16 protein-coding genes are annotated in these 17,504 nt (G+C 69.8%); 11 read left to right on the top strand and 5 right to left on the bottom strand.

Features of this window, described 5'->3' with window-relative positions; translation table 11 throughout:
- Window positions 1-17: 17 nt before the first annotated feature.
- Genes ACFYML_RS19515 through ACFYML_RS19525 form a run of 3 tightly spaced genes read right to left on the bottom strand, consistent with a single transcriptional unit; the run spans window position 18 to window position 4,031 of the window.
- Entirely contained in the window at window positions 18-2,471 is a 2,454-nt protein-coding gene (locus tag ACFYML_RS19515) for a pyruvate dehydrogenase (protein ID WP_387421959.1), read from the bottom strand.
- Window positions 2,468-3,145, bottom strand: a complete 678-nt coding sequence (locus ACFYML_RS19520; protein ID WP_387421960.1) for a phosphoribosylanthranilate isomerase — start codon at window positions 3,143-3,145, stop codon at window positions 2,468-2,470. The genes ACFYML_RS19515 and ACFYML_RS19520 overlap by 4 nt, the downstream gene beginning before the upstream one ends.
- Before the next feature lie 28 nt (window positions 3,146-3,173).
- Complete coding sequence (locus tag ACFYML_RS19525) at window positions 3,174-4,031, bottom strand: MurR/RpiR family transcriptional regulator (protein ID WP_387275717.1); 858 nt, start codon at window positions 4,029-4,031, stop codon at window positions 3,174-3,176.
- A 106-nt stretch (window positions 4,032-4,137) separates the two neighbouring features.
- Between ACFYML_RS19525 and ACFYML_RS19530 the strand changes: the two genes are divergently transcribed.
- From ACFYML_RS19530 to ACFYML_RS19580, 11 genes are all read left to right on the top strand, one after another.
- Window positions 4,138-5,433 carry an ABC transporter substrate-binding protein gene (locus ACFYML_RS19530; RefSeq protein WP_387421962.1) on the top strand — a complete coding sequence of 432 codons (1,296 nt, stop codon included), beginning with the start codon at window positions 4,138-4,140 and terminating at the stop codon, window positions 5,431-5,433.
- Window positions 5,434-5,501: 68 nt separating this feature from the next.
- A complete protein-coding gene (locus ACFYML_RS19535) occupies window positions 5,502-6,407 on the top strand; it encodes a carbohydrate ABC transporter permease (RefSeq protein WP_387421964.1) in 906 nt (301 codons plus the stop codon).
- A complete protein-coding gene (locus tag ACFYML_RS19540; RefSeq protein ID WP_357436170.1) occupies window positions 6,404-7,300 on the top strand; it encodes a carbohydrate ABC transporter permease in 897 nt (298 codons plus the stop codon). The genes ACFYML_RS19535 and ACFYML_RS19540 overlap by 4 nt, the downstream gene beginning before the upstream one ends.
- 38 nt (window positions 7,301-7,338) lie before the next feature.
- Window positions 7,339-8,517 carry a trans-sulfuration enzyme family protein gene (locus ACFYML_RS19545; RefSeq protein WP_387421965.1) on the top strand — a complete coding sequence of 393 codons (1,179 nt, stop codon included), beginning with the start codon at window positions 7,339-7,341 and terminating at the stop codon, window positions 8,515-8,517.
- Window positions 8,518-8,592: 75 nt separating this feature from the next.
- Entirely contained in the window at window positions 8,593-9,531 is a 939-nt protein-coding gene (locus ACFYML_RS19550) for a pseudouridine-5'-phosphate glycosidase (protein WP_387421966.1), read from the top strand.
- Window positions 9,532-9,545: 14 nt separating this feature from the next.
- Window positions 9,546-10,526, top strand: a complete 981-nt coding sequence (locus ACFYML_RS19555; RefSeq protein ID WP_387421967.1) for a carbohydrate kinase family protein — start codon at window positions 9,546-9,548, stop codon at window positions 10,524-10,526.
- 221 nt (window positions 10,527-10,747) lie between these two features.
- Window positions 10,748-11,149: a hypothetical protein gene (locus ACFYML_RS19560; protein WP_387421968.1), complete on the top strand. Its 402-nt coding sequence runs from the start codon at window positions 10,748-10,750 to the stop codon at window positions 11,147-11,149.
- Window positions 11,150-11,267: 118 nt separating this feature from the next.
- Window positions 11,268-12,209 carry a DUF817 domain-containing protein gene (locus ACFYML_RS19565; RefSeq protein ID WP_387422128.1) on the top strand — a complete coding sequence of 314 codons (942 nt, stop codon included), beginning with the start codon at window positions 11,268-11,270 and terminating at the stop codon, window positions 12,207-12,209.
- A gap of 335 nt (window positions 12,210-12,544) precedes the next feature.
- A complete protein-coding gene (locus ACFYML_RS19570) occupies window positions 12,545-13,348 on the top strand; it encodes a tryptophan 2,3-dioxygenase family protein (protein ID WP_387421969.1) in 804 nt (267 codons plus the stop codon).
- Window positions 13,345-14,475 carry an aminotransferase class V-fold PLP-dependent enzyme gene (locus tag ACFYML_RS19575; RefSeq protein ID WP_387421970.1) on the top strand — a complete coding sequence of 377 codons (1,131 nt, stop codon included), beginning with the start codon at window positions 13,345-13,347 and terminating at the stop codon, window positions 14,473-14,475. The genes ACFYML_RS19570 and ACFYML_RS19575 overlap by 4 nt, the downstream gene beginning before the upstream one ends.
- Window positions 14,472-15,494 carry a methyltransferase gene (locus ACFYML_RS19580; RefSeq protein WP_387421971.1) on the top strand — a complete coding sequence of 341 codons (1,023 nt, stop codon included), beginning with the start codon at window positions 14,472-14,474 and terminating at the stop codon, window positions 15,492-15,494. Before ACFYML_RS19575 ends, ACFYML_RS19580 begins: the two co-directional genes overlap by 4 nt.
- 7 nt (window positions 15,495-15,501) lie before the next feature.
- Here the strand turns inward: ACFYML_RS19580 and ACFYML_RS19585 are convergent, their stop codons facing one another.
- Window positions 15,502-16,227, bottom strand: a complete 726-nt coding sequence (locus ACFYML_RS19585; protein ID WP_387421972.1) for an aspartate/glutamate racemase family protein — start codon at window positions 16,225-16,227, stop codon at window positions 15,502-15,504.
- Window positions 16,224-17,501: an NAD(P)/FAD-dependent oxidoreductase gene (locus tag ACFYML_RS19590; RefSeq protein WP_387421973.1), complete on the bottom strand. Its 1,278-nt coding sequence runs from the start codon at window positions 17,499-17,501 to the stop codon at window positions 16,224-16,226. The genes ACFYML_RS19585 and ACFYML_RS19590 overlap by 4 nt, the downstream gene beginning before the upstream one ends.
- Window positions 17,502-17,504 lie beyond the last annotated feature (3 nt).

The following is a 17,504-nucleotide window of genomic DNA, read 5'->3' on the forward strand; positions in this document are numbered from 1 at the left end:
GCCACACCCTGGCGCCATCAGGTTCCCAGGGTCAGGGCGGCCAGTGCCGCGTTCGTGATCGATCCGGGGAGCAGGTCGTGGATCTCGTAGAGGTCGGCGACGCTGCCCGATTGTCCGAACTCGTCGACCCCGAGCGGCACCGCGGGCACGCCGAGCGCGGAGCCGAGCCACGCGAGCGCGTGACTGGAGGCGTCGTGGACGGTCACGAGGGGCGCCCGCGTCGCGAACGCGGTGCGCAACGCGCCGGGGCTGGCCGGTGCGGTCGCGGTCCGGATGCCTTGCCGCAGTGCCCGCTGCCAGGCGGTGAAGAGGCGGTCGGCGGAGGTGATGTCCACGACGTGTGCGGCGATGCCTTCCTCGGCCAGCTCGGTCGCCGCCGCGACCGTCTCGGGCAGGACGGCGCCGCTGGCGGCCAGGTAGACCTGCGGTGCCCCGGTGGCGGCCAATTCGGACGCGTCGACCAGCCGGTACGCACCGGCCAGCACCTGCCGGCGCAGGACCACGTCGCCCAGCCGGCTCCGGACCGCTTCGAACGGTGCCTGGTCGATCGGGCGGGTCGACAGCCGCAGGTAGTACGCCCCGTGGTCGCCGGCGGCGTCCGCCGAGCCCTCGTCACCGGCGGCGATGCGCGACAGGGCGTCGCACATGAGCCAGTCCAGGGCGGTGGCGTATGCGGGCTCCAGGAAGGTCACGCCAGGCAGCTCGATGCCGATGGACGCGGTGATCGTGGACTGATGAGCCCCGCCCTCGGGTGCCAGGGTCACCCCGGACGGCGTGCCGGCCACCAGGAACCGCGAGCCGGAGTAGGCGCCGTGGATGAAGGCGTCCAGCCCCCGGCACACGAACGGGTCATAGACGGTGCCGACCGGCAGCAGCGGTTGGTCGGAGTGGTCCCAGGCCAGGCCGAGCTGCCCGAGCAGCAGGAACAGGTTCATCTCGCTGATGCCGAGCTCGATGTGCTGCCCGGTCGGTCCCTCCGCCCACCTCAGCACCGGGTCGGCGTTCCAGGATCGCCGCTGGGTGGGCGCGAACACGCCGGCCCGGTTGATGAGCCCCGCCAGGTTGGTCGATGTCGCGACGTCCGGCGCGGTGGTCACCAGGTACGGGGCGACTGCTTCGTCGCGCGAGAGGTCCACCAGGATCCGGCCGAAGGCCTCCTGGGTGGACACCGGCCGGGAGACCCGTACCCCGGTGGCGGTCGGCACGGTGACGCCCAGCCGAGCGTTTCGCGGCTGCCGGGCCAGTTGCCGCGCGCGTTCCTCGATCCACCGGCCCTCGGCCGAGTCGGGATCGAAGCGGTCCCATTCCCGGTCGGCGGGTACGCCGCTCTGGGCCCGCAGCGCATCGATCTGCTCACCGGAGAGCAGGGCCGAGTGGTTGCGCGGATTTCCCGCCATGGGCAGGCCCCAGCCCTTGACGGTGTAGGCGAACAGCACCGTCGGTCGGTCCGTCGCGTCGCACTCGGCCAGCCCGTCCAGCACCGCGCTCAGGTCGTGGCCGCCCAGGTCGGTGACCAGCTCGCCCAGGTCGTCGTCGGTGACGTCGGCGACGAGTTCCGCCAGGCCGGCGGGAGCCCCGTCCAGGAGCCGTGCCCGCAGTGCCGGGCCGCTGAGGCCGAACAGCGACTGGTACTGCTCGTTGGGCATCGCGTCGATCCACCCGCGCAGCAGCGGACCGTTGGGACGGGAGAAGAACGCCTGGAGTCGTCGCCCGTACTTGACCTCGACCACGTGCCAGCCGTTGGCCTCGAACGAGGCCCGCCACTGGTCGATCCGGATTCCGGGGACGACCCGGTCCAGGGACTGCCGGTTGAAGTCCACGATCCAGGTGACCCTGCCCAGCCCGTGGGTGGCAGGATCGGCCACCGCTTCCCAGACGTTCCCCTCGTCCAGTTCGGCGTCGCCGAGCAGCGCGATGAACCGTGACCGGGGGCGCGCCCCGAAGTGGGCGTCCACGTAGCGGCGCACGGCCGCCGCGAACAGCGGCGCCGCCGCGCCGAGCCCGACCGAGCCGGTCGAGAAGTCGACCTCGTCGGGATCCTTGGTCCGCGAGGGGTACGACTGCAGCCCGCCCCGTGCGCGCAGCTTCGTCAGGTAGGACCGGTCCAGCTTGCCGAGCAGGTACTGGATCGCGTGGAAGACCGGCGCGGCGTGCGGCTTGACCGCCACCCGGTCCGCCCCGTCCAGGTGCGCGAACCACAGGGCCGTCATCACCGTCACCATCGACGCCGACGACGCCTGGTGGCCCCCCACCTTGACCCCGTCGCCGGTGTCCCGCTCACGGTTGGCCGCGTCCACGATCCGCGTCGCGAGCCACAACACCCGGCGCTGGACGGCGTCCAGGACGTCCAGGTCGACGCGCGGTTCGGCGTCCGGACCAGGCGGGCGTGCGGACACCACGGGGGCGGCGGGGGAGATGCCCGGAGGCTGACCAGGCAATCGGGGGACGGGGTGGTTGACCGTGGTGCTCATGCCGGGACCCGGGCGGCACGCGAGTTGGTGACGAAGTCGGCGACGCGGGTGAGGTCTTTCTCGAAGCCGCCTCCGGGCAGCGCCCGGTTGGTCAGCGTGAGCGAGTCCACGCCCCAGGGCTGCACGGTCGCGATCGCCGCAGCCACGTTCTCGGGCGACAGGCCCCCGGCGAGGATGACCGGAATGCCGACGGACGCGACGATTCGCGCGCTGATGTCCCAGTCGTGCACCACCCCGGCGGCGCCGACGCCCGCGACCTCGTCGGTGTGGGAGTCGAGGATGAGCAGGTCACTGACATCGGCGTAGGCGCGGGCGGTGTCCACCGCCGCGGACCCGGTGACGGCGATGGCCTGCATGATCTTGCAGGCGGGCAGCCGGCGCCGGAGCGACGCGACGGCGGACGGCGGCACGGTGCCGGGCTCGCCGCACAGGTGCAGGATGTCGGGCTGGACCCGTGTGGTCATGCGGACGATCTCGTCGAGGTCACTGGAGACGGACAGGGCCACCGAGACCGCCTTACCGCGCAGCGCACGGACGGCTTCCGCTGCGGTGTCTTCATCGATCTCTCCCGGCAGGCCGAGCTTGGCCGGGGTGAGGCCGACGTGGTCGACTCCTACCTCCGCGAGGGCGAGGGCCTCGCGAGCGGACTGCGCGGTGTAGATCTGGACGATCACTCGGTTCTCCAACTGGTGTCCGAAATAGTCAATAGGAACGCTGTGCGATGGCCTGGTTGAGTCGCTTCTCCTTCTCCAGCACGTCGTCGACGTGCCGCAGCGAGTACGCGACGTAGAGGGCGTCGAGGAGCGCCATCTGGCAGGCCCGGGCGGCCAGGGGCTCGCTGCGGGTCTCGTGGGAGACGCTGACCAGCACGACGTCTCCCTGCCGCGCGACGTGGGAGTCCCGGTTGCCGGTCACGACGAGGGTGGACGCCCCGGCCCGGCGTGCCTGGGCCAGCATGTCGGCCACGTCCTTGGTGGCGCCTGAGTAGGAGATGCCGATCGCGAGATCCCCGGGGCGCAGCAGGGAGGCGTGCATGATCTGCAACTGCGAGTCGACCGGGGCGTCGCAGCGGATCCCCAGCCGGTGGCACCGCTGGTAGAAGGACTGCGCGACGACCCCGGACGTGCCGACGCCGCCGACCAGGACGTGGTCGGCGGCTTCGAGAAGGTCCAGCGCCCGCGCCATGTCCTGGCCGGTCAGCAGATGGTGCGTGTCGCGCAGGGACTGGATGGTGCTGGCGAAGACCTTGGCCGCGACCGTCGCCGCGTCGTCGTCCGGCGTGACGTCGTCGTGGATCAGTTGGGTCGGCGAGGCGAGGTCCTGGGCCAGGCCGAGCTTGAGGTCGGTGAACCCGGCGAAGCCGCTGTTGCGGCACATCCGCAGCACCGTCGTGTCGCTGACGTTGCATGCCCGGGCGACATCCAGCATCGAGCTCTCCAGCAATCCTGCCGGCTGCTCGAGGATCCAGTCCGCGACCTTCCGTTCGGTGTCGGAAAGTGCTGGCCTGGCTGCCCTCAGTCGCGCCAGGGCGCTGGTGCCGTTGGTGGTGGAGTTGGTCATTCCCTCGCCCCGTCTCGAATTGAGCAACACCCTAGACCAGGCTGGCTCGTGGTGGTAGTACTACTACCCACCAAGTTTTCAAGCAGTGGAACCACGGGAGTCTGGGATGCGAATCAGATCTGCATGGCGAGCGGCACTGGCTGCCGGTGCCGCGCTCGTGATGCTGTCGGCGTGCGCAGGCGCCGGTGGCTCGGCTGACACGTCTGGCGGCGGGAAGACCCTGGAGATCTGGCACGCCTACGCAGGCCAGAAGGACAAGGTCGAGTTCATCGAGTACGCGCTGGACACCTTCAAGAAGGCGCATCCCGACATCAAGGTGAAGGAGGTGTCGGCCGAGCAGTCCTCCTACAAGACGAAACTGCAGACGGCCATGGCCTCGGGCAACGCGCCGGATGTCTTCTACACGCTGCCGGGTGGCTACCTGAAGGCCTTCGTCGACAGCGGCCAGGTGCTCCGGCTGGACGACGAACTCGCCAAGCAGGGCTGGCGCGACAGCTTCCTGGAAAGCTCGCTGCCATCGGTCACCTTCGGCGGGTCGACGTACGCGGTTCCGATCGACATCGACGCCGCGCTGGTCTGGTACAACAAGGCACTGTTCGACGCCAAGGGCTGGCAGGTCCCCACCACCTGGCCGGAGTTCCTCGACCTGGCGGAGAAGATCAAGTCAGCCGGCGTGGTGCCGGTCGCGCTCGGCAACAAGGACAGCTGGCCCGCGACCTTCTGGTTCCAGTACGCCGAGATGCGCATGCACGGCAGTGGGGTCATGTCCGGCTTCGGCGCCGGAGACAAGAACGCCACCTTCGGACCGGAGGCCAAGGACGCGGCCGGCGTCCTGCAGACGCTCGCCCAGAAGGGATACCTGCCGAAGGGCGCGAACGGCATGTCCGACGCGGAGGCCAACATCCTCTTCCTCAACGGCAAGGCGGCCATGGTCCTCAACGGCACCTGGCAGATCGGTATGTCCGCGGAGGCCCCGGCCGGCTTCGAGCTCGGCTACTTCCCGTTCCCGACCTTCGCGGCGGGCAAGGGGAACCAGAGCGACGTCCTGGCCGGAGTCGCCGCCAGCTTCGCCGTGTCCGAGAAGGCCAAGGACAAGGAGGCGGCCCTGGCGTTCCTCCGCCACATCACCAGCCCCGAGGTGATGACCAAGTACGTGCAGATCCGCAAGACCATGGTCGCCCGCAAGGGGGCGACCACGCCGGAGGCGGCCGGCCCGCTGCTGGCCGGGGTGGTCCAGGACGTGATCGGCAAGGCCGAGACCCTCGACCCGTTCTACGACACCGCGATGGCCCCCAAGACCACCGAGACGTACTACTCCACCCTCCAAGGGTTGATCGACGGCTCGATCCCGCCGGCGGCCGCGTCCGACGCCATCGAGAACGCCGCCAAGGCCGGCAAGTAACCACTGCGATCCGTTGCCCGAGCGCCCGCCCCGGCTGCGGGCGCTCGGGCGGCGACCCAGGAGGTCTCGTGTCCACATCCACGCGGTCCGTCGCCGCCCGCCGCGACGCCCGGGCAGCACTGCTGTTCCTCGCGCCCGCGGTGCTGTTCCTGGCGGTCTTCGTCGCCTACCCACTGCTCACGGCCGGGGTCCTGTCGTTCCACTCATGGGACGGCGTCTCGCCCCGACAGTGGACCGGCCTGACCAACTACGAGCGGCTGCTCGGCGACCGGATCTTCTGGGGATCACTTCGTAACAACGTCCTGGTCGCGCTCACCGCGATCGTGTTCCAGGTCGGCGTCGGCATGGTCATCGCGTACTGGCTGGTGCGGGTGGTGCCCCGGATCAAGCGGTTCGCCATGTTCGTCTACGTCGTGCCGGTGGTGATCAGCGAGATCTGCATCGGGTTGCTCTGGGGTTTCGTCTACAACCCCTATTTCGGGCTGCTGAACGGCTTCCTCAACGCCGTCGGGCTCGACGAACTCACACGCGGGTGGCTGGGCGACCGGTCGACGGCGATGCCCGCGGTGCTGGTGGTCATGAACCTGACCTACCTGGGGCTGTACATCCTGCTCTTCGTCGCCGCGTTCGAGAACGTCGACGAAGCGGTGTACGACGCGGCGGCCATCGACGGCGCCGGCCACTACCGGACCTTCTTCTCCGTCAGCGTCCCGATGGTCTGGTCGAACGTCCAGGCGACGACCCTGCTGGCGGTCGTCTCCTCCTTCAAGACGTTCTCCCTCGTCTACGTGCTCACCCGAGGGGGACCGAGCAACGCCACCGATGTCGTGTCCACGTACCTCTTCCAGACCGGCTTCGGGAACTTCGAAGCCGGCTACGCGTCCACCATCGGATTCGCCCAGATCCTGCTGACCGCCGCGGTCGGCGTCTTCGTCCTCGGCCTGATGCGCCGCGGGAAGCGAGGAGAGGCGTGAGTTCCTCGACCATCCACGTCACCAGGCAGCACCCGGCGGCCGTTCCGGCAACGACCGGCCGCGGGCGGCCCCGACTCAGCACCGGCACCGCGATCGTGTACCTCATCCTGGCGGTGCACCTGACCGTGGTCATCTTCCCCTTCCTCTGGATGGCCTACAGCTCGCTGAAGAGCAACCAGGATTTCCTGGCGTCCGTCTGGTCGCTGCCCACCGACCCGCAGTGGGCCAACTACGGCAAGGCGCTCGGTGAAGGGAAACTGCTCGTCTACGCCGGAAACTCCCTCGCGGTGACGGTGGTGTCGGTCGCGTTGACCGTCGCCATGGCCACCGCCGCCGGCTACGCCTTCGTCATCTACCGCACCCGTTGGATGCCCTGGGTGGAGATCGCGATGCTGGTCGCGATGGCCATCCCGGCGTACGTCGCACTGGTGCCGCTGGTCGCGACGCTGCGCGACGCGGGCCTCCTGGACACCCGTACCGGGGTGGTCCTGCCCACCGTGGCCTTCAACCTGCCGGTGTCCGTCCTCATCATGCGGGCGTTCTTCAGCACGGTCCCACGGTCCCTGGTCGAGGCAGCCCGGGTCGACGGCGCGTCCGAACTGCGGGCCTTCCTGCGCGTCATGGTGCCGATCGCGCGACCGGCGATGTTCACCACCGCCATCGTCAACACCATCTGGGTCTGGAACGACTTCCTCTTCCCGCTGGTGCTGCTCAACACCCCCAGCAAGAAGACCTTGCCGCTGGGTCTCACCGACTACGTGGGCGAGCGGGTCACCGACTACCCCGTGCTGCTGGCGGCGGTGCTGCTCGCCGCTCTCGGTTCGTTCGTGGTGTACGTCGCCCTCCAGAAGCAGGTCATCGGCGGGCTGACCAGCGGCGCCATCAAGCAGTGACGGCCAGCCCGGCCCGCCCCAACCCAAGGAGACACACCATGGACGACCTCGACTTCGCCAGCCGCGCCGTCTACTACGAGCCCGAGGCCAGCACGCAGTCGATCAGCTATCCGATCTACATGTCGGCCAACTACCAGTACGCCGACGACATCTACGACCAGATCGTCGACGGGGCTCGCAAGGAGGTGAACATCTACAGCCGTTGCGGCAACCCCAGCGAGTACAAGCTCGAGGAGCACGTCGCCCAGCTCGCCGGCGCGACGGCGTGCCTGGCCACCGCCTCCGGGATGGCGGCGATCTCCCATGCCCTACTCGGCCTGCTCAAGGCCGGGGACCACATCGTCGCCGACCTCACCACCTACAGCTCCACGCACGAGTTCTTCGACCACCGCATCCAGGACTTCGGCATCGAGGTCACGTTCGTCGACGCCAGTGACATCGCGGCGGTGGAGGCGGCGATCACCGACCGAACCCGCGTCCTCTACGTGGAGACCATCGCCAACCCGACGATGAAGATCGCGCCCCTTCGCGCCCTCGCGGACCTCGCCCACTCGCGGGGAATCGTCGTCTTCTGCGACAACACCTTCGCCAGCCCGGCGGTCTGCCGGCCCCACGAGCACGGCGTCGACGTGGTGCTCGAGAGCGCCACCAAGTTCATGGGCGGCCACAACGACGCGGTGGGTGGGGTCATCACCCTGCGCTCGGACGTCCTCCCCGCGGACTGGCTGGAGCAGGTCCGCTGGAACACCCTCACCAAGCTCGGCGGGGCGCTGTCCCCGTTCAACGCGTGGCTGCTGCTGCGGGGGTTGCAGACCCTTCCGCTGCGGGTCGAACGGCAGACCCAGAACGCGCTCGCCCTCGCCGAATGGCTGGAGAAGCAGCCTCAGGTCCGCAAGGTGTTCTACCCGGGCCTGCCCAGCCATCCGCAGCACGAACTGACCCAGCGGCAGTTCGACCTGCCGGGTGCGATGCTGGCGTTCAGCCTGGACACCGAGGACCAGGCGGTGCGCGTCCTCAAGGGCCTCAAGCTGGGCTCTTTCGCGGCGAGCCTGGGTGGGGTGCGTACCGTGACCCAGGTACCCGGGACGATGGCCTTCCTCGACATCCCGCCGGCCGAGCGGGAGCAGATGGGCATCACCGACGGCATGATCCGGGTATCCGTCGGCATCGAGTCCGCCCGCGACATCATCCGTGACTTCGAGCAGGCCATGCGGTAGCTCCCGGCCGGCCCGGTCGTTCCGCCCGGGCCGCGTTTTCCCCACCCACCACGAGATCATCAGGACGATCGAGACATGACAACCCCAGCATCCGACCGGTGGGGCGGCCTGCCCGTCGAGGTTCATCCAGAGGTGGCCGAGGCCCTCCGCGACGGCGGGCCCGTCGTCGCGCTGGAGTCCACCATCATCAGCCATGGCCTGCCCCGCGACAGCAACATGCAGGCGGCGCGCGACATCGAGCAGTCGGTGCGATCCGCGGGCGCCGTGCCCGCCACCATCGCCGTCCTGGACGGCCGCGTCCGGGTCGGCCTCGACGAGGATGCCCTCCACCAGATCGCGAGCCGCGACGACGTCAACAAGGCGAGCATCCGTGATGTCGCGGTCACCCTTGCCCGTCGGGTTCCGGGCGCCACGACGGTGGCCTCCACGGCCTGGCTGGCCAGCCTGGTGGGCATCGAGGTCTTCGCCACCGGCGGCCTCGGCGGCGTGCACCGCGGCGCGGCGACCTCGTGGGACGAGTCCGCCGACCTCATGGGGCTCGCGGCCGCGCCGATCGTCGTGGTCTGCGCCGGCGTGAAGTCGATCCTCGACGTGCCGGCGACCCTGGAACGGCTCGAGAGCCTGTCGGTGGGCGTCGTCGGATACCGCACCGACATCTTCCCCGGCTTCTACGTCCGGGAGACCGAGATGGCAGTGCCGTGGCGGGTGGAGACCCCCGAGGAGGTGGCCGGGATCCACGCCGCCAACCGCGCCCTCGGCAACAGTCGGGCCCTGGTTGTCGCGAACCCGATCGAGCCGGAGAGCGAGATGGATCCGGACCTGCACGACGACGTCCTGGCGGCAGGGCTCGCGGCGTTGCGGGAGCAGGACGTGCGAGGCAAGGATGTGACTCCGTTCCTGCTGGCCTTCTTCCATGAGCGGACCGGCGGCGCCAGCCTCAAGGCCAACGTCGACCTGGTGCTGGCGAACGCACGCCTTGCCGGCCGGATCGCGGTGGCCGGGACCGGCGGCTGAGAGGTGACAGCGCAGTGACCGCGAGCCAACTCGTGACAGAGGTCAGTGGGCAGCGGGACGCCGTCGTCCTGCTGCTCGGTGACATCAACGTCGACCTGATTCTCGAGCTCGCCGAGTACCCACGGCCTGGTGGCGACGGCGTCGCATCGTCCCAGCGGATCGGGCTGGGCGGCTCGGCCGCCAACAGCGCCATCATGCTCCGCCGGTTGGGCCTGCGGCCCAGCATGCTCAGCGCGATCGGCGAGGACCGCTGGGCCGAGGTCGCGGTCGAGGCGCTGCGCGCCGAAGGGGTCGGCTTGGAGTACATCGTCCGCGACCCGCACGAGCCGACGTCGCTCAACGTGATCGGCGTGACGCCGGACGGGGAGCGCACCATGATGGCCTACCGCGGAGCGAACCCTCGGTATTCGCCGGCCCACCTGCCGGAAGAGGCGATCGCCGCCTGTGATTTCCTGCACGTGTCCGGCTACGCCTTCCTGCAGGCGCCGCAGTCGCTCGCCGCGGTCCGGGCGATCGAGGTGGCCACCGCGAACGGCGTGTCGGTCTCCCTCGACATCCCGGTGGATCCCGCCCGTCGTGAGCCGGCCACCATCCGGCGGTTGTTGAGGTACACCGATCTGCTGGTCGTCGGCGTTCCGGAGGCGCGGCAACTGGTCGGGACGGCCGAGCCGGCGGAGGCCTGCCGCAGGCTGTGCGACCTGGGGGCCAAGACCGTCGCGCTCAAGGTCGGCCGCGACGGCACCATCATCGCCACCGCCGACGAGTTGGTCGAGCTGCCCGGTCTGTCGGTGCGGACGGTCGACACGACCGGCGCCGGTGACTCGTTCTGCGCCGGCGCCATCGCGGCGGCGCTGGCCGCCCTGCCGCTGGCAAAGATCGGAGCGGTCGCCAACCTGCTCGGCGCCGCCGCCGTCGAGAAACCGGGGGCCGGACGGTCGCTGCCGACCCTCGACGAGTTGCGAACCGTCGAGCGGCGCCAGCCGATCCGTCGGTGAACGAGCACGGCGAGCCCGACCGGCATACTTTGCCGTCGATGTGACCGGCCGTGGCGTGCGGTGCTGCCGCCGGCCAGGTTACTGCGCTGTGTAATGTTGATCATCCGATAAGGGCCAATGGCGCCTGACCCGTGCGTGATCTTCGCGCCAGAGCTTTGGAGGACTGTGTGCGCGTACTAGCGCGACGACTGTCGATTTCGGCACTCTCAGTGGCTGTTGCGGTGGTGACGTTCGGGTCGCCCGCCCGCGCCGCGACGAACCCGTTCACCCCGGCACAAGCCTGCAACAACGACTTCGGCGGCTCGTGGGCCCAGGCTTCCGACGGTCACCGGTCGATCTACTCCGGCGGCACCAAGGTGGGCGACGTCTACCTGATGTACAACAGCGCAACCGGGTACAACTGTGTCGCCACCCTCAAGGCGGTGGCCGTCGGATCGACGACCGGGGTCGCCGCCAGTTTGCGAGTTGAGGGCAGCTCCTGGGCCACCGACTCGGGCAACTACAAGTACTACGCCGCGAAGCAGCGCGCTGCGCGGGACACCTGCGTCATGTACGAGGGAGAAGTCCTGTACGGCACGATGTGGGTGGGCAACGGTAGGTACACCTGGGGTAACTGCGGCTGAGCGGCCGTGAAACTGCGGGTGCGCGTGCGCGTACCCGCAGTCAACCCCGACCCGGGGGCGCGTGAAGCTGGTCGAGACCAAGGCTGCTGACCTGCGCCGACACGATAGCGTCGGGGCGATGCACACCCCTTCCGAACCAGCCGCCATGACCACCGCCGAACGCGCGATCGATGCTCGTTTCCGCGCGATCCTGGCGCGGCTGCCCCAGCGCGGACCGATCGGCTGGCTGATCGAGCTCGCGGTCTTCGGACTCAAACAGGCCTGGGCGTGCGTGTTCGGCGGGGCGATGCTGGCGGTCATCTTCGCGGCGCACCTCTGGTACCCGAGGGACGCGGTGTTCGCCCGCAACGACTTCCTGACTCTCGCCGCGATCGCCATCCAGATCGCCATGGTGGCCGGACGCCTGGAAACCCTGCGGGAACTGCGGGTAGTGGTCCTGTTCCACCTGGTCGGCACAGCCATGGAGTTGTTCAAGACCCACATCGGCTCGTGGTCCTACGCGCCCGACGGGATGCTGCGGCTCGGCGCGGTGCCCCTTTTCAGTGGCTTCATGTATGCCGCGGTCGGCTCCTACCTGGTCCGCGTCAACCGGCTGTTCGACCTGCGTTTCGCGCGCTACCCGAAACGCTGGGTGACGGCTGTCGTGGCCGTCGCCATCTATGCCAACTTCTTCACCAACCACTACGTCTTGGACCTCCGGTGGCTGCTCATCGCCGTCGTCGCCCTCGTGTTCGGGCGCTGTGTCATGCAGTTCCGCATCTTCCGGTTCCGTTGGCGCATGCCGCTCCTGCTCGCCTTCGTCCTCGTCGCCTTCTTCATCTGGCTCGCGGAGAACATCGCCACCTGGTCGCATGCCTGGCTCTACCCCAGCCAGCTGGGCGGTTGGCAGCCGGTTTCGCCGGCGAAGCTGGCCTCGTGGTTCCTCCTCATGATCATCTCGGTCGTGATGGTCACCTGGATCTCACCGCCGCAGCCGCCCGACGACCGGCAGCCGGCCACAGCGGTGGGCGCGGACGTGGCGGAGCTTCCTCCTGTCTCAGCGTCCCGGTCGCCGCGGTAGTCCGGTTCGATCAAGGGGCTGGCTCAGGCAGGACGGCGAAGTGATCCGGGGGAGCAGAGCGTACGCGGTGAGACCGACCGCCCCGCGAGGCCGCGCCGGCGTTGACACCTCGTGACACGATCATCGTGCCGGTGGCCGTACGGCCCACGGGCGCGACGCCCTGCGGCAATTGTCCGCCGATCGATCAAGGCATAGTAGATCGTCAATGTTAAATGGGCAATGCGGTGAGCTTGTGAATCACCTCGCTCAGTGAGGGCTGGTAGCCGAAACTGTTATTTGCTTGACTGTGCGGCGGTGCCGTAGAGAAGCAGCGGCATGACTGGAGGCTGTGCCGCGTGAGCAAACCGGATCCGGAAAAGACAGTCGGCAACGTGCACGAGGCACTCAGCCGGCCGCTGTTCAACCCCGTGTTGAAAGTGACGGTCGGCGAAGGAAAACTCGACTACGAGATCTACCTGCGCACCGCCGATCTGCTGCGGCTGCAGACACCCAGGTCTGAGCTCGTCGACGCGGACGAGCTCATGTTTCAGGTCGTGCATCAGGCGCAGGAACTGTGGCTGAAACTACTCGCCCACGAGGTGGCCGAGGTCGTCGACGATCTCGATGGTGATCGCCTGTGGGAAGTGACCGCCCGGCTGGACCGAGCTGTGCGGATCACGCACTGCCTGTCACATGAGCTTCGCGTGCTGGAGACCCTGACACCCGACACCTACCAGGTGATACGCCGGCATCTCGGTAACGGCAGCGGGCAGGAATCCCCCGGCTACAACGCCGTACGGGTGGCCGCGTCGTACGTCGCTGAGGCCCTGGACCGGCTCCTCGCGCGGCACGAGGTCGCGCTTGCCGATGTGTACGCCGGTCTCCGACCCGAACTGAAGCGGGTCTGCGAGCTCCTCGTCGACCTCGACGAGGGCTACCAGACGTGGCTGTTCACCCACTACTTGCTGGTGCGCCGGACGATCGGGGTGGGCCGGGACGTCGCGGCGCTGGACGGGGTGCCCACCCAGATTCTCGTCGGGCGGATGACCCAGCCACTGTTCCGGGCACTCTGGGCGGTCCGCAACCAGCTCACCGCCGAGTGGCGGCGGGAGGGCGGTCTGCCGCCCGGGGCAGACCGGGAAGCGCGGGTACCGGCGTGACCACCCAGCTACGGCACCACTTCCCTCTGCTCAAGACCTGCGTGTACCTGAACAGCAACTCCACCGGCGCGGTGCCGCGCGGGGCCGAGCCTGTCCTCCACCGGTACTGGGAGACGCTGTGCGGCTGGCGCGACGACGTGTGGGACGAGTGGCTCAACGAGCTGCGGGCCTACGGCGACGCCGTCGCGCGGTTCATTGGCGCTCCGCCGGGCAGCGTGGTCACCGACAGCAACGTCAGCACCCTCCTGGGTCGCATCGCCTCCTGTTTCGACTACCGTCCGCCCCGCAACCGGGTGGTCACGACGCACCTGGAGTTCCCCACGGTGCCGTTCATCTGGCGGGCGTTCGGCCGCTACGGCGCCCGACTCGACGTCGTCGACGCCGGCGGGCCCGGGTTCGACGAGGATGCCCTGGAGCGGCGGATCGACGAACGCACGCTGCTGGTGTGCGTGCCGCACGCCAGCTACGCCACCGGCGCGGTGATCGACCTGCCCCGTCTCGTCAAGCGCGCACACGACGTCGGCGCACTCGTTGTCGTCGACGCCTTCCAGACCATCGGCACGGTGCCGTTCGACGTGGAAGCGCTGGACGTCGACTTCGTCCTCGGCGGCGCACACAAATGGCTGTGCGGCGTCGGGACGGCGTTCCTGTACGTCCGGCCCGAGCTGCTGCCGACCCTGCGGCCGGCGGCGACGGGATGGTTCGCCGGCGACGCCGCGCTGACCTTCCGCCCTTCGTCGGACTGGGCCGGCGACGCCCGCCGGTTCGCCGGTGGAACCCCGTTCCCGCTCAGCGCCCAGATCTCCAGAGTCGGACTGGACCTGCTGGCCGGCGTGGGCATCGACGCCATCCGCGAGCACTCACTGAACTGCACCGAGCGGATAGTGCACCGGGCCACGGCCGCCGGCATCCCCGTGCTCGGCCCCACCGCGCCCGCGCAACGGGGCGGTGTCGTCTGCCTTGCCGTCCCGGACGGTGAGGCGGTCAAGCGCAGCCTCGGCCGGCGGCAGATGATCTGCAGCTGGCGAGGGGCCCTGCGGGTGGCCCCGCACATCTACAACACCCTCGACGAGGTCGACGCGTTCATGGACGCCCTTGAACTGGAGCTCCGGCAGGTCAGATCATGACCGGCACACCGCTGTCCCCCAGGGCACTCATGAGCCTGCTCGCCAACGGCGCCAAGGCCATCGACGTGCTGGAGACCGCCCTGAACATCGGGCTGCTCGACGCGCTGGAACCGGGCCCGGTGCGCCTCGGGCAGCTCAGCGCCCGCCTCGACCTGCGCCCGGGTCGGCTCTACAAGCTCCTTGACTGCCTGGAAAGCCTCGGTTTCGTGCACCGCGACGAGCGGACCGACGACATCAACGACACCGAGTACCGTGCCGTCCCAGGGCTCAAGAACGCCGTCGTCGAGGTGGTCGGGCCCGACGCGATCGAACGCGACCGCGACAAGTACCCGTGGCGGCAGCTGCACGGCAGGCTGGCGGAGACCCTTCGCGGGCAGCTCAGCATCACCGAGAACGACTTCGCCTGGCCACCGAGGACGGCAGCCCAGATCGCCGACTTCGAGAAGAGCATGGCGGCCGGCCTGGGCCCGATCATCGAGGCGTTCCGCACCCACGCACCCCGGCTCTGGCCCGACCGCCACCGGCTGCTGGACGTGGGAGGCGGCGACGGCACCCTCGCCACGTACCTGCTCGCTGATACGCCGGGCCTGGCCGTCGACGTCTACAACCTGCCCCCGGTCCAGCCCCTCGTCGACGAGACCCGGGCACGGTCCGGCCACGGAACCCGGCTCGGGTTCGTCGGCGGGGACTTCCTCACCGAAGCGCTGCCCACCGGCTACGACAGCATCGCGTTCGTCCGCGTCCTGCACGACTGGCCGACGCGCGTCGCCCACCGCCTGATCGAGAACGCCTACCAGGCGTTGCCGTCCGGCGGCCGCCTGCTCATCTGCGAGGAGTTCCGCACCTCGGAGCGGCTGGCCATGCAGTTCTTCTGGTCCTACTTCCTGATCGGCGTCGACAGTTGTGCCAGCCGCCTGCGGGAAACCACCTTCTACATCGGGGCGTTGCGACAGGCCGGCTTCGACGGGATCGAGGTGTTGCCCGGCCGGTTCGAACTGATCTCGGCACGTAAGCCGTGACCGGGCATCACGGCTGCGGCCCCAGGTCGAGGCGGCGGGTGAACGGGCGGCGGGTGAGGCTGTCGTACAACATCCGGGTGAGGGTGACGATGTCGAAGACCGGCACCCCGAGCCGGGCCTGGATCCGGTGCGCGAACGGCACCAGATCCGTGCACTCGATCACCAGCGCGCCGAGCTCCGGGTGGGCCCGGGCAAGGGCGTCCACCTGGTCGTCCACCTCGGCGGCCAGCCGGTCGACGTCGAGGGTGTCGCGGCGTCCCTCCAGCATCACCTCGCGGAACTCGCGTTGACCGGCCATGCCGGTGACCGCGAGTGGCACCTCCCGCGCCCCGACCGCGGCGAGGTGCCGGGGTGTCAGCGCCGCCTCGTCGGCGACCAGCAGCCCGACGGTGCGGTCCGGCCCGATCATCTGGTGCACCAGGGGTAGCTGGATCAGGCTGGAGGACCACAGCGGTACGTCCACCACGGCGGCCAGCTCCGCCTGGAAGAGCACGAGGAAACCGCACGCCCCGGTGATCCCCACGACGCCGGCGGCCTGCAGGTCCCGGGCGGCCTGGAGGAACGGCTCCAGCAGCGTCGGGTCGGCCTCGCGGACCAACCGGCGGGGGGTGGCGCCCCGGACCACCCGGTAGTGGACCGGGAAGTCGAAGGTGGCCGGGTTGCGGATGTGGCCGGGGATCTTGTCGAAGCTGGTGTCGAGGCAGAGCACCCCGATCGCCGGCCCATCGGTCATCGCGTCCTCCCGAACCGGTCCAAGGCGAACGTCTCCAGCGGCAGGTCGGGCGGCACGCCGCCGATGAGCTGGGCGAGCAGTTGGCCGCCGGCGGGGGCGAGGCCCATCCCGATGTGCCCGTGCCCGGTCGCCACGCTGACGTTGCCGTACGCCCCGGCCCGGCCGATCAGCGGCAGGCTGTCCGGGGTGCACGGTCGCAGCCCGCTCCAGACGTGCAGCCGCCGATCGGTGTCCAGCCCCGGCAGATACGCCCGCACCGTGCGCAGGATCCCGTCGACCCGTCGCGGCGACACCGAGGTGTCCAGACCGGACAGTTCCAGGGTGCCGCCGACGCGTACCCGGTCGCCCAGCGGCATCACCGCCACCTTGCCCTCGCTGAGCAGCAGGGGCCGGGTCGGCGTGCCCGGCCCGGCGGCGACGGTGACGGTGTAGCCCTTCGCGGGTTGCAGCATCAGCCCGACGCCGAGCGTACGGGCGCAGGCCAGCGACCACACCCCGGCGGCGATCACCACCTCGGCCGGGCGCAGGTCGCCCTGGCTGGTGCGGACGGCGCGTACCCGCCGCCCGGTCACCTCGAAGCCGCGAACCTCGGCGCCGGTGATGATCTCCACGCCCCGCTCCCGCAGGGCGCGGGCGAAGCCGACCAGGAAGGCGGGGATGCGCAGTGCGGCGCCCTCCTCGTTGAGCAGCGCCCCGGCGATGGCGAAGTCCACCCCGGGTTCCAGCCGGGCCAGCTCCGCCCGGTCCAGTTCGCGCAGCGGCACCCCGCGCTCGACCGCCGCGGGGATGCCGCGCCGGGCCTGCGCGTACCCCTGCTCGGTCTGGCAGGCCAGCACCATGCCGCGGGCGGTGAGGGTGTCGGCGAGGTCGCCGGCGCAGACCTCGTGGAGGATGGCCAGGCCGCGCTGCTTGAGCGCGAGCAGCACCTCGAACCCGGCGCGGGCGTGGCGCTCGGTGCAGTACCGCCGGAAGTGCCACAGCCAGGCGAGCAGCCCGACGTCCGGGCGCGGCCGGACGTGGAACGGGCTTTCCGGGTCGAGCAGCCAGCGCAGCCCTTTCGCCGGTACGCCCGGCTCGGCCAGCGGCGCAGAGCCCTGGGTGCCGACGAAGCCGGTGTTCCCGGCCGAGCAGGCCGCCGGATCGCCGACCTCGCCTCGGTCGACGACCGTGACGGTGTGCCCGGCGGCCCGCAGGAACCAGGCGCAGAACAGGCCGACGACACCCGCGCCGATGACCAGGACGTCAGGGTCGTGCCGGGCGGGCGTCGCCGTCATCGT

The sequence above is a fragment of the Micromonospora sp. NPDC007230 genome, from assembly GCF_042869115.1.
Classification (GTDB): Bacteria; Actinomycetota; Actinomycetes; order Mycobacteriales; family Micromonosporaceae; genus Micromonospora.

Bases quoted from the DNA above. Each gene is read 5' to 3' on its own strand.
- ACFYML_RS19590 (WP_387421973.1), bottom strand. From the start codon at position 17,501: ATGACGGCGACGCCCGCCCGGCACGACCCTGACGTCCTGGTCATCGGC.
- ACFYML_RS19580 (WP_387421971.1), top strand. From the start codon at position 14,472: ATGACCGGCACACCGCTGTCCCCCAGGGCACTCATGAGCCTGCTCGCC.
- ACFYML_RS19530 (WP_387421962.1), top strand. From the start codon at position 4,138: ATGCGAATCAGATCTGCATGGCGAGCGGCACTGGCTGCCGGTGCCGCG.
- ACFYML_RS19515 (WP_387421959.1), bottom strand. From the start codon at position 2,471: ATGAGCACCACGGTCAACCACCCCGTCCCCCGATTGCCTGGTCAGCCT.
- ACFYML_RS19565 (WP_387422128.1), top strand. From the start codon at position 11,268: ATGCACACCCCTTCCGAACCAGCCGCCATGACCACCGCCGAACGCGCG.
- ACFYML_RS19545 (WP_387421965.1), top strand. From the start codon at position 7,339: ATGGACGACCTCGACTTCGCCAGCCGCGCCGTCTACTACGAGCCCGAG.
- ACFYML_RS19550 (WP_387421966.1), top strand. From the start codon at position 8,593: ATGACAACCCCAGCATCCGACCGGTGGGGCGGCCTGCCCGTCGAGGTT.
- ACFYML_RS19585 (WP_387421972.1), bottom strand. From the start codon at position 16,227: ATGACCGATGGGCCGGCGATCGGGGTGCTCTGCCTCGACACCAGCTTC.
- ACFYML_RS19525 (WP_387275717.1), bottom strand. From the start codon at position 4,031: ATGACCAACTCCACCACCAACGGCACCAGCGCCCTGGCGCGACTGAGG.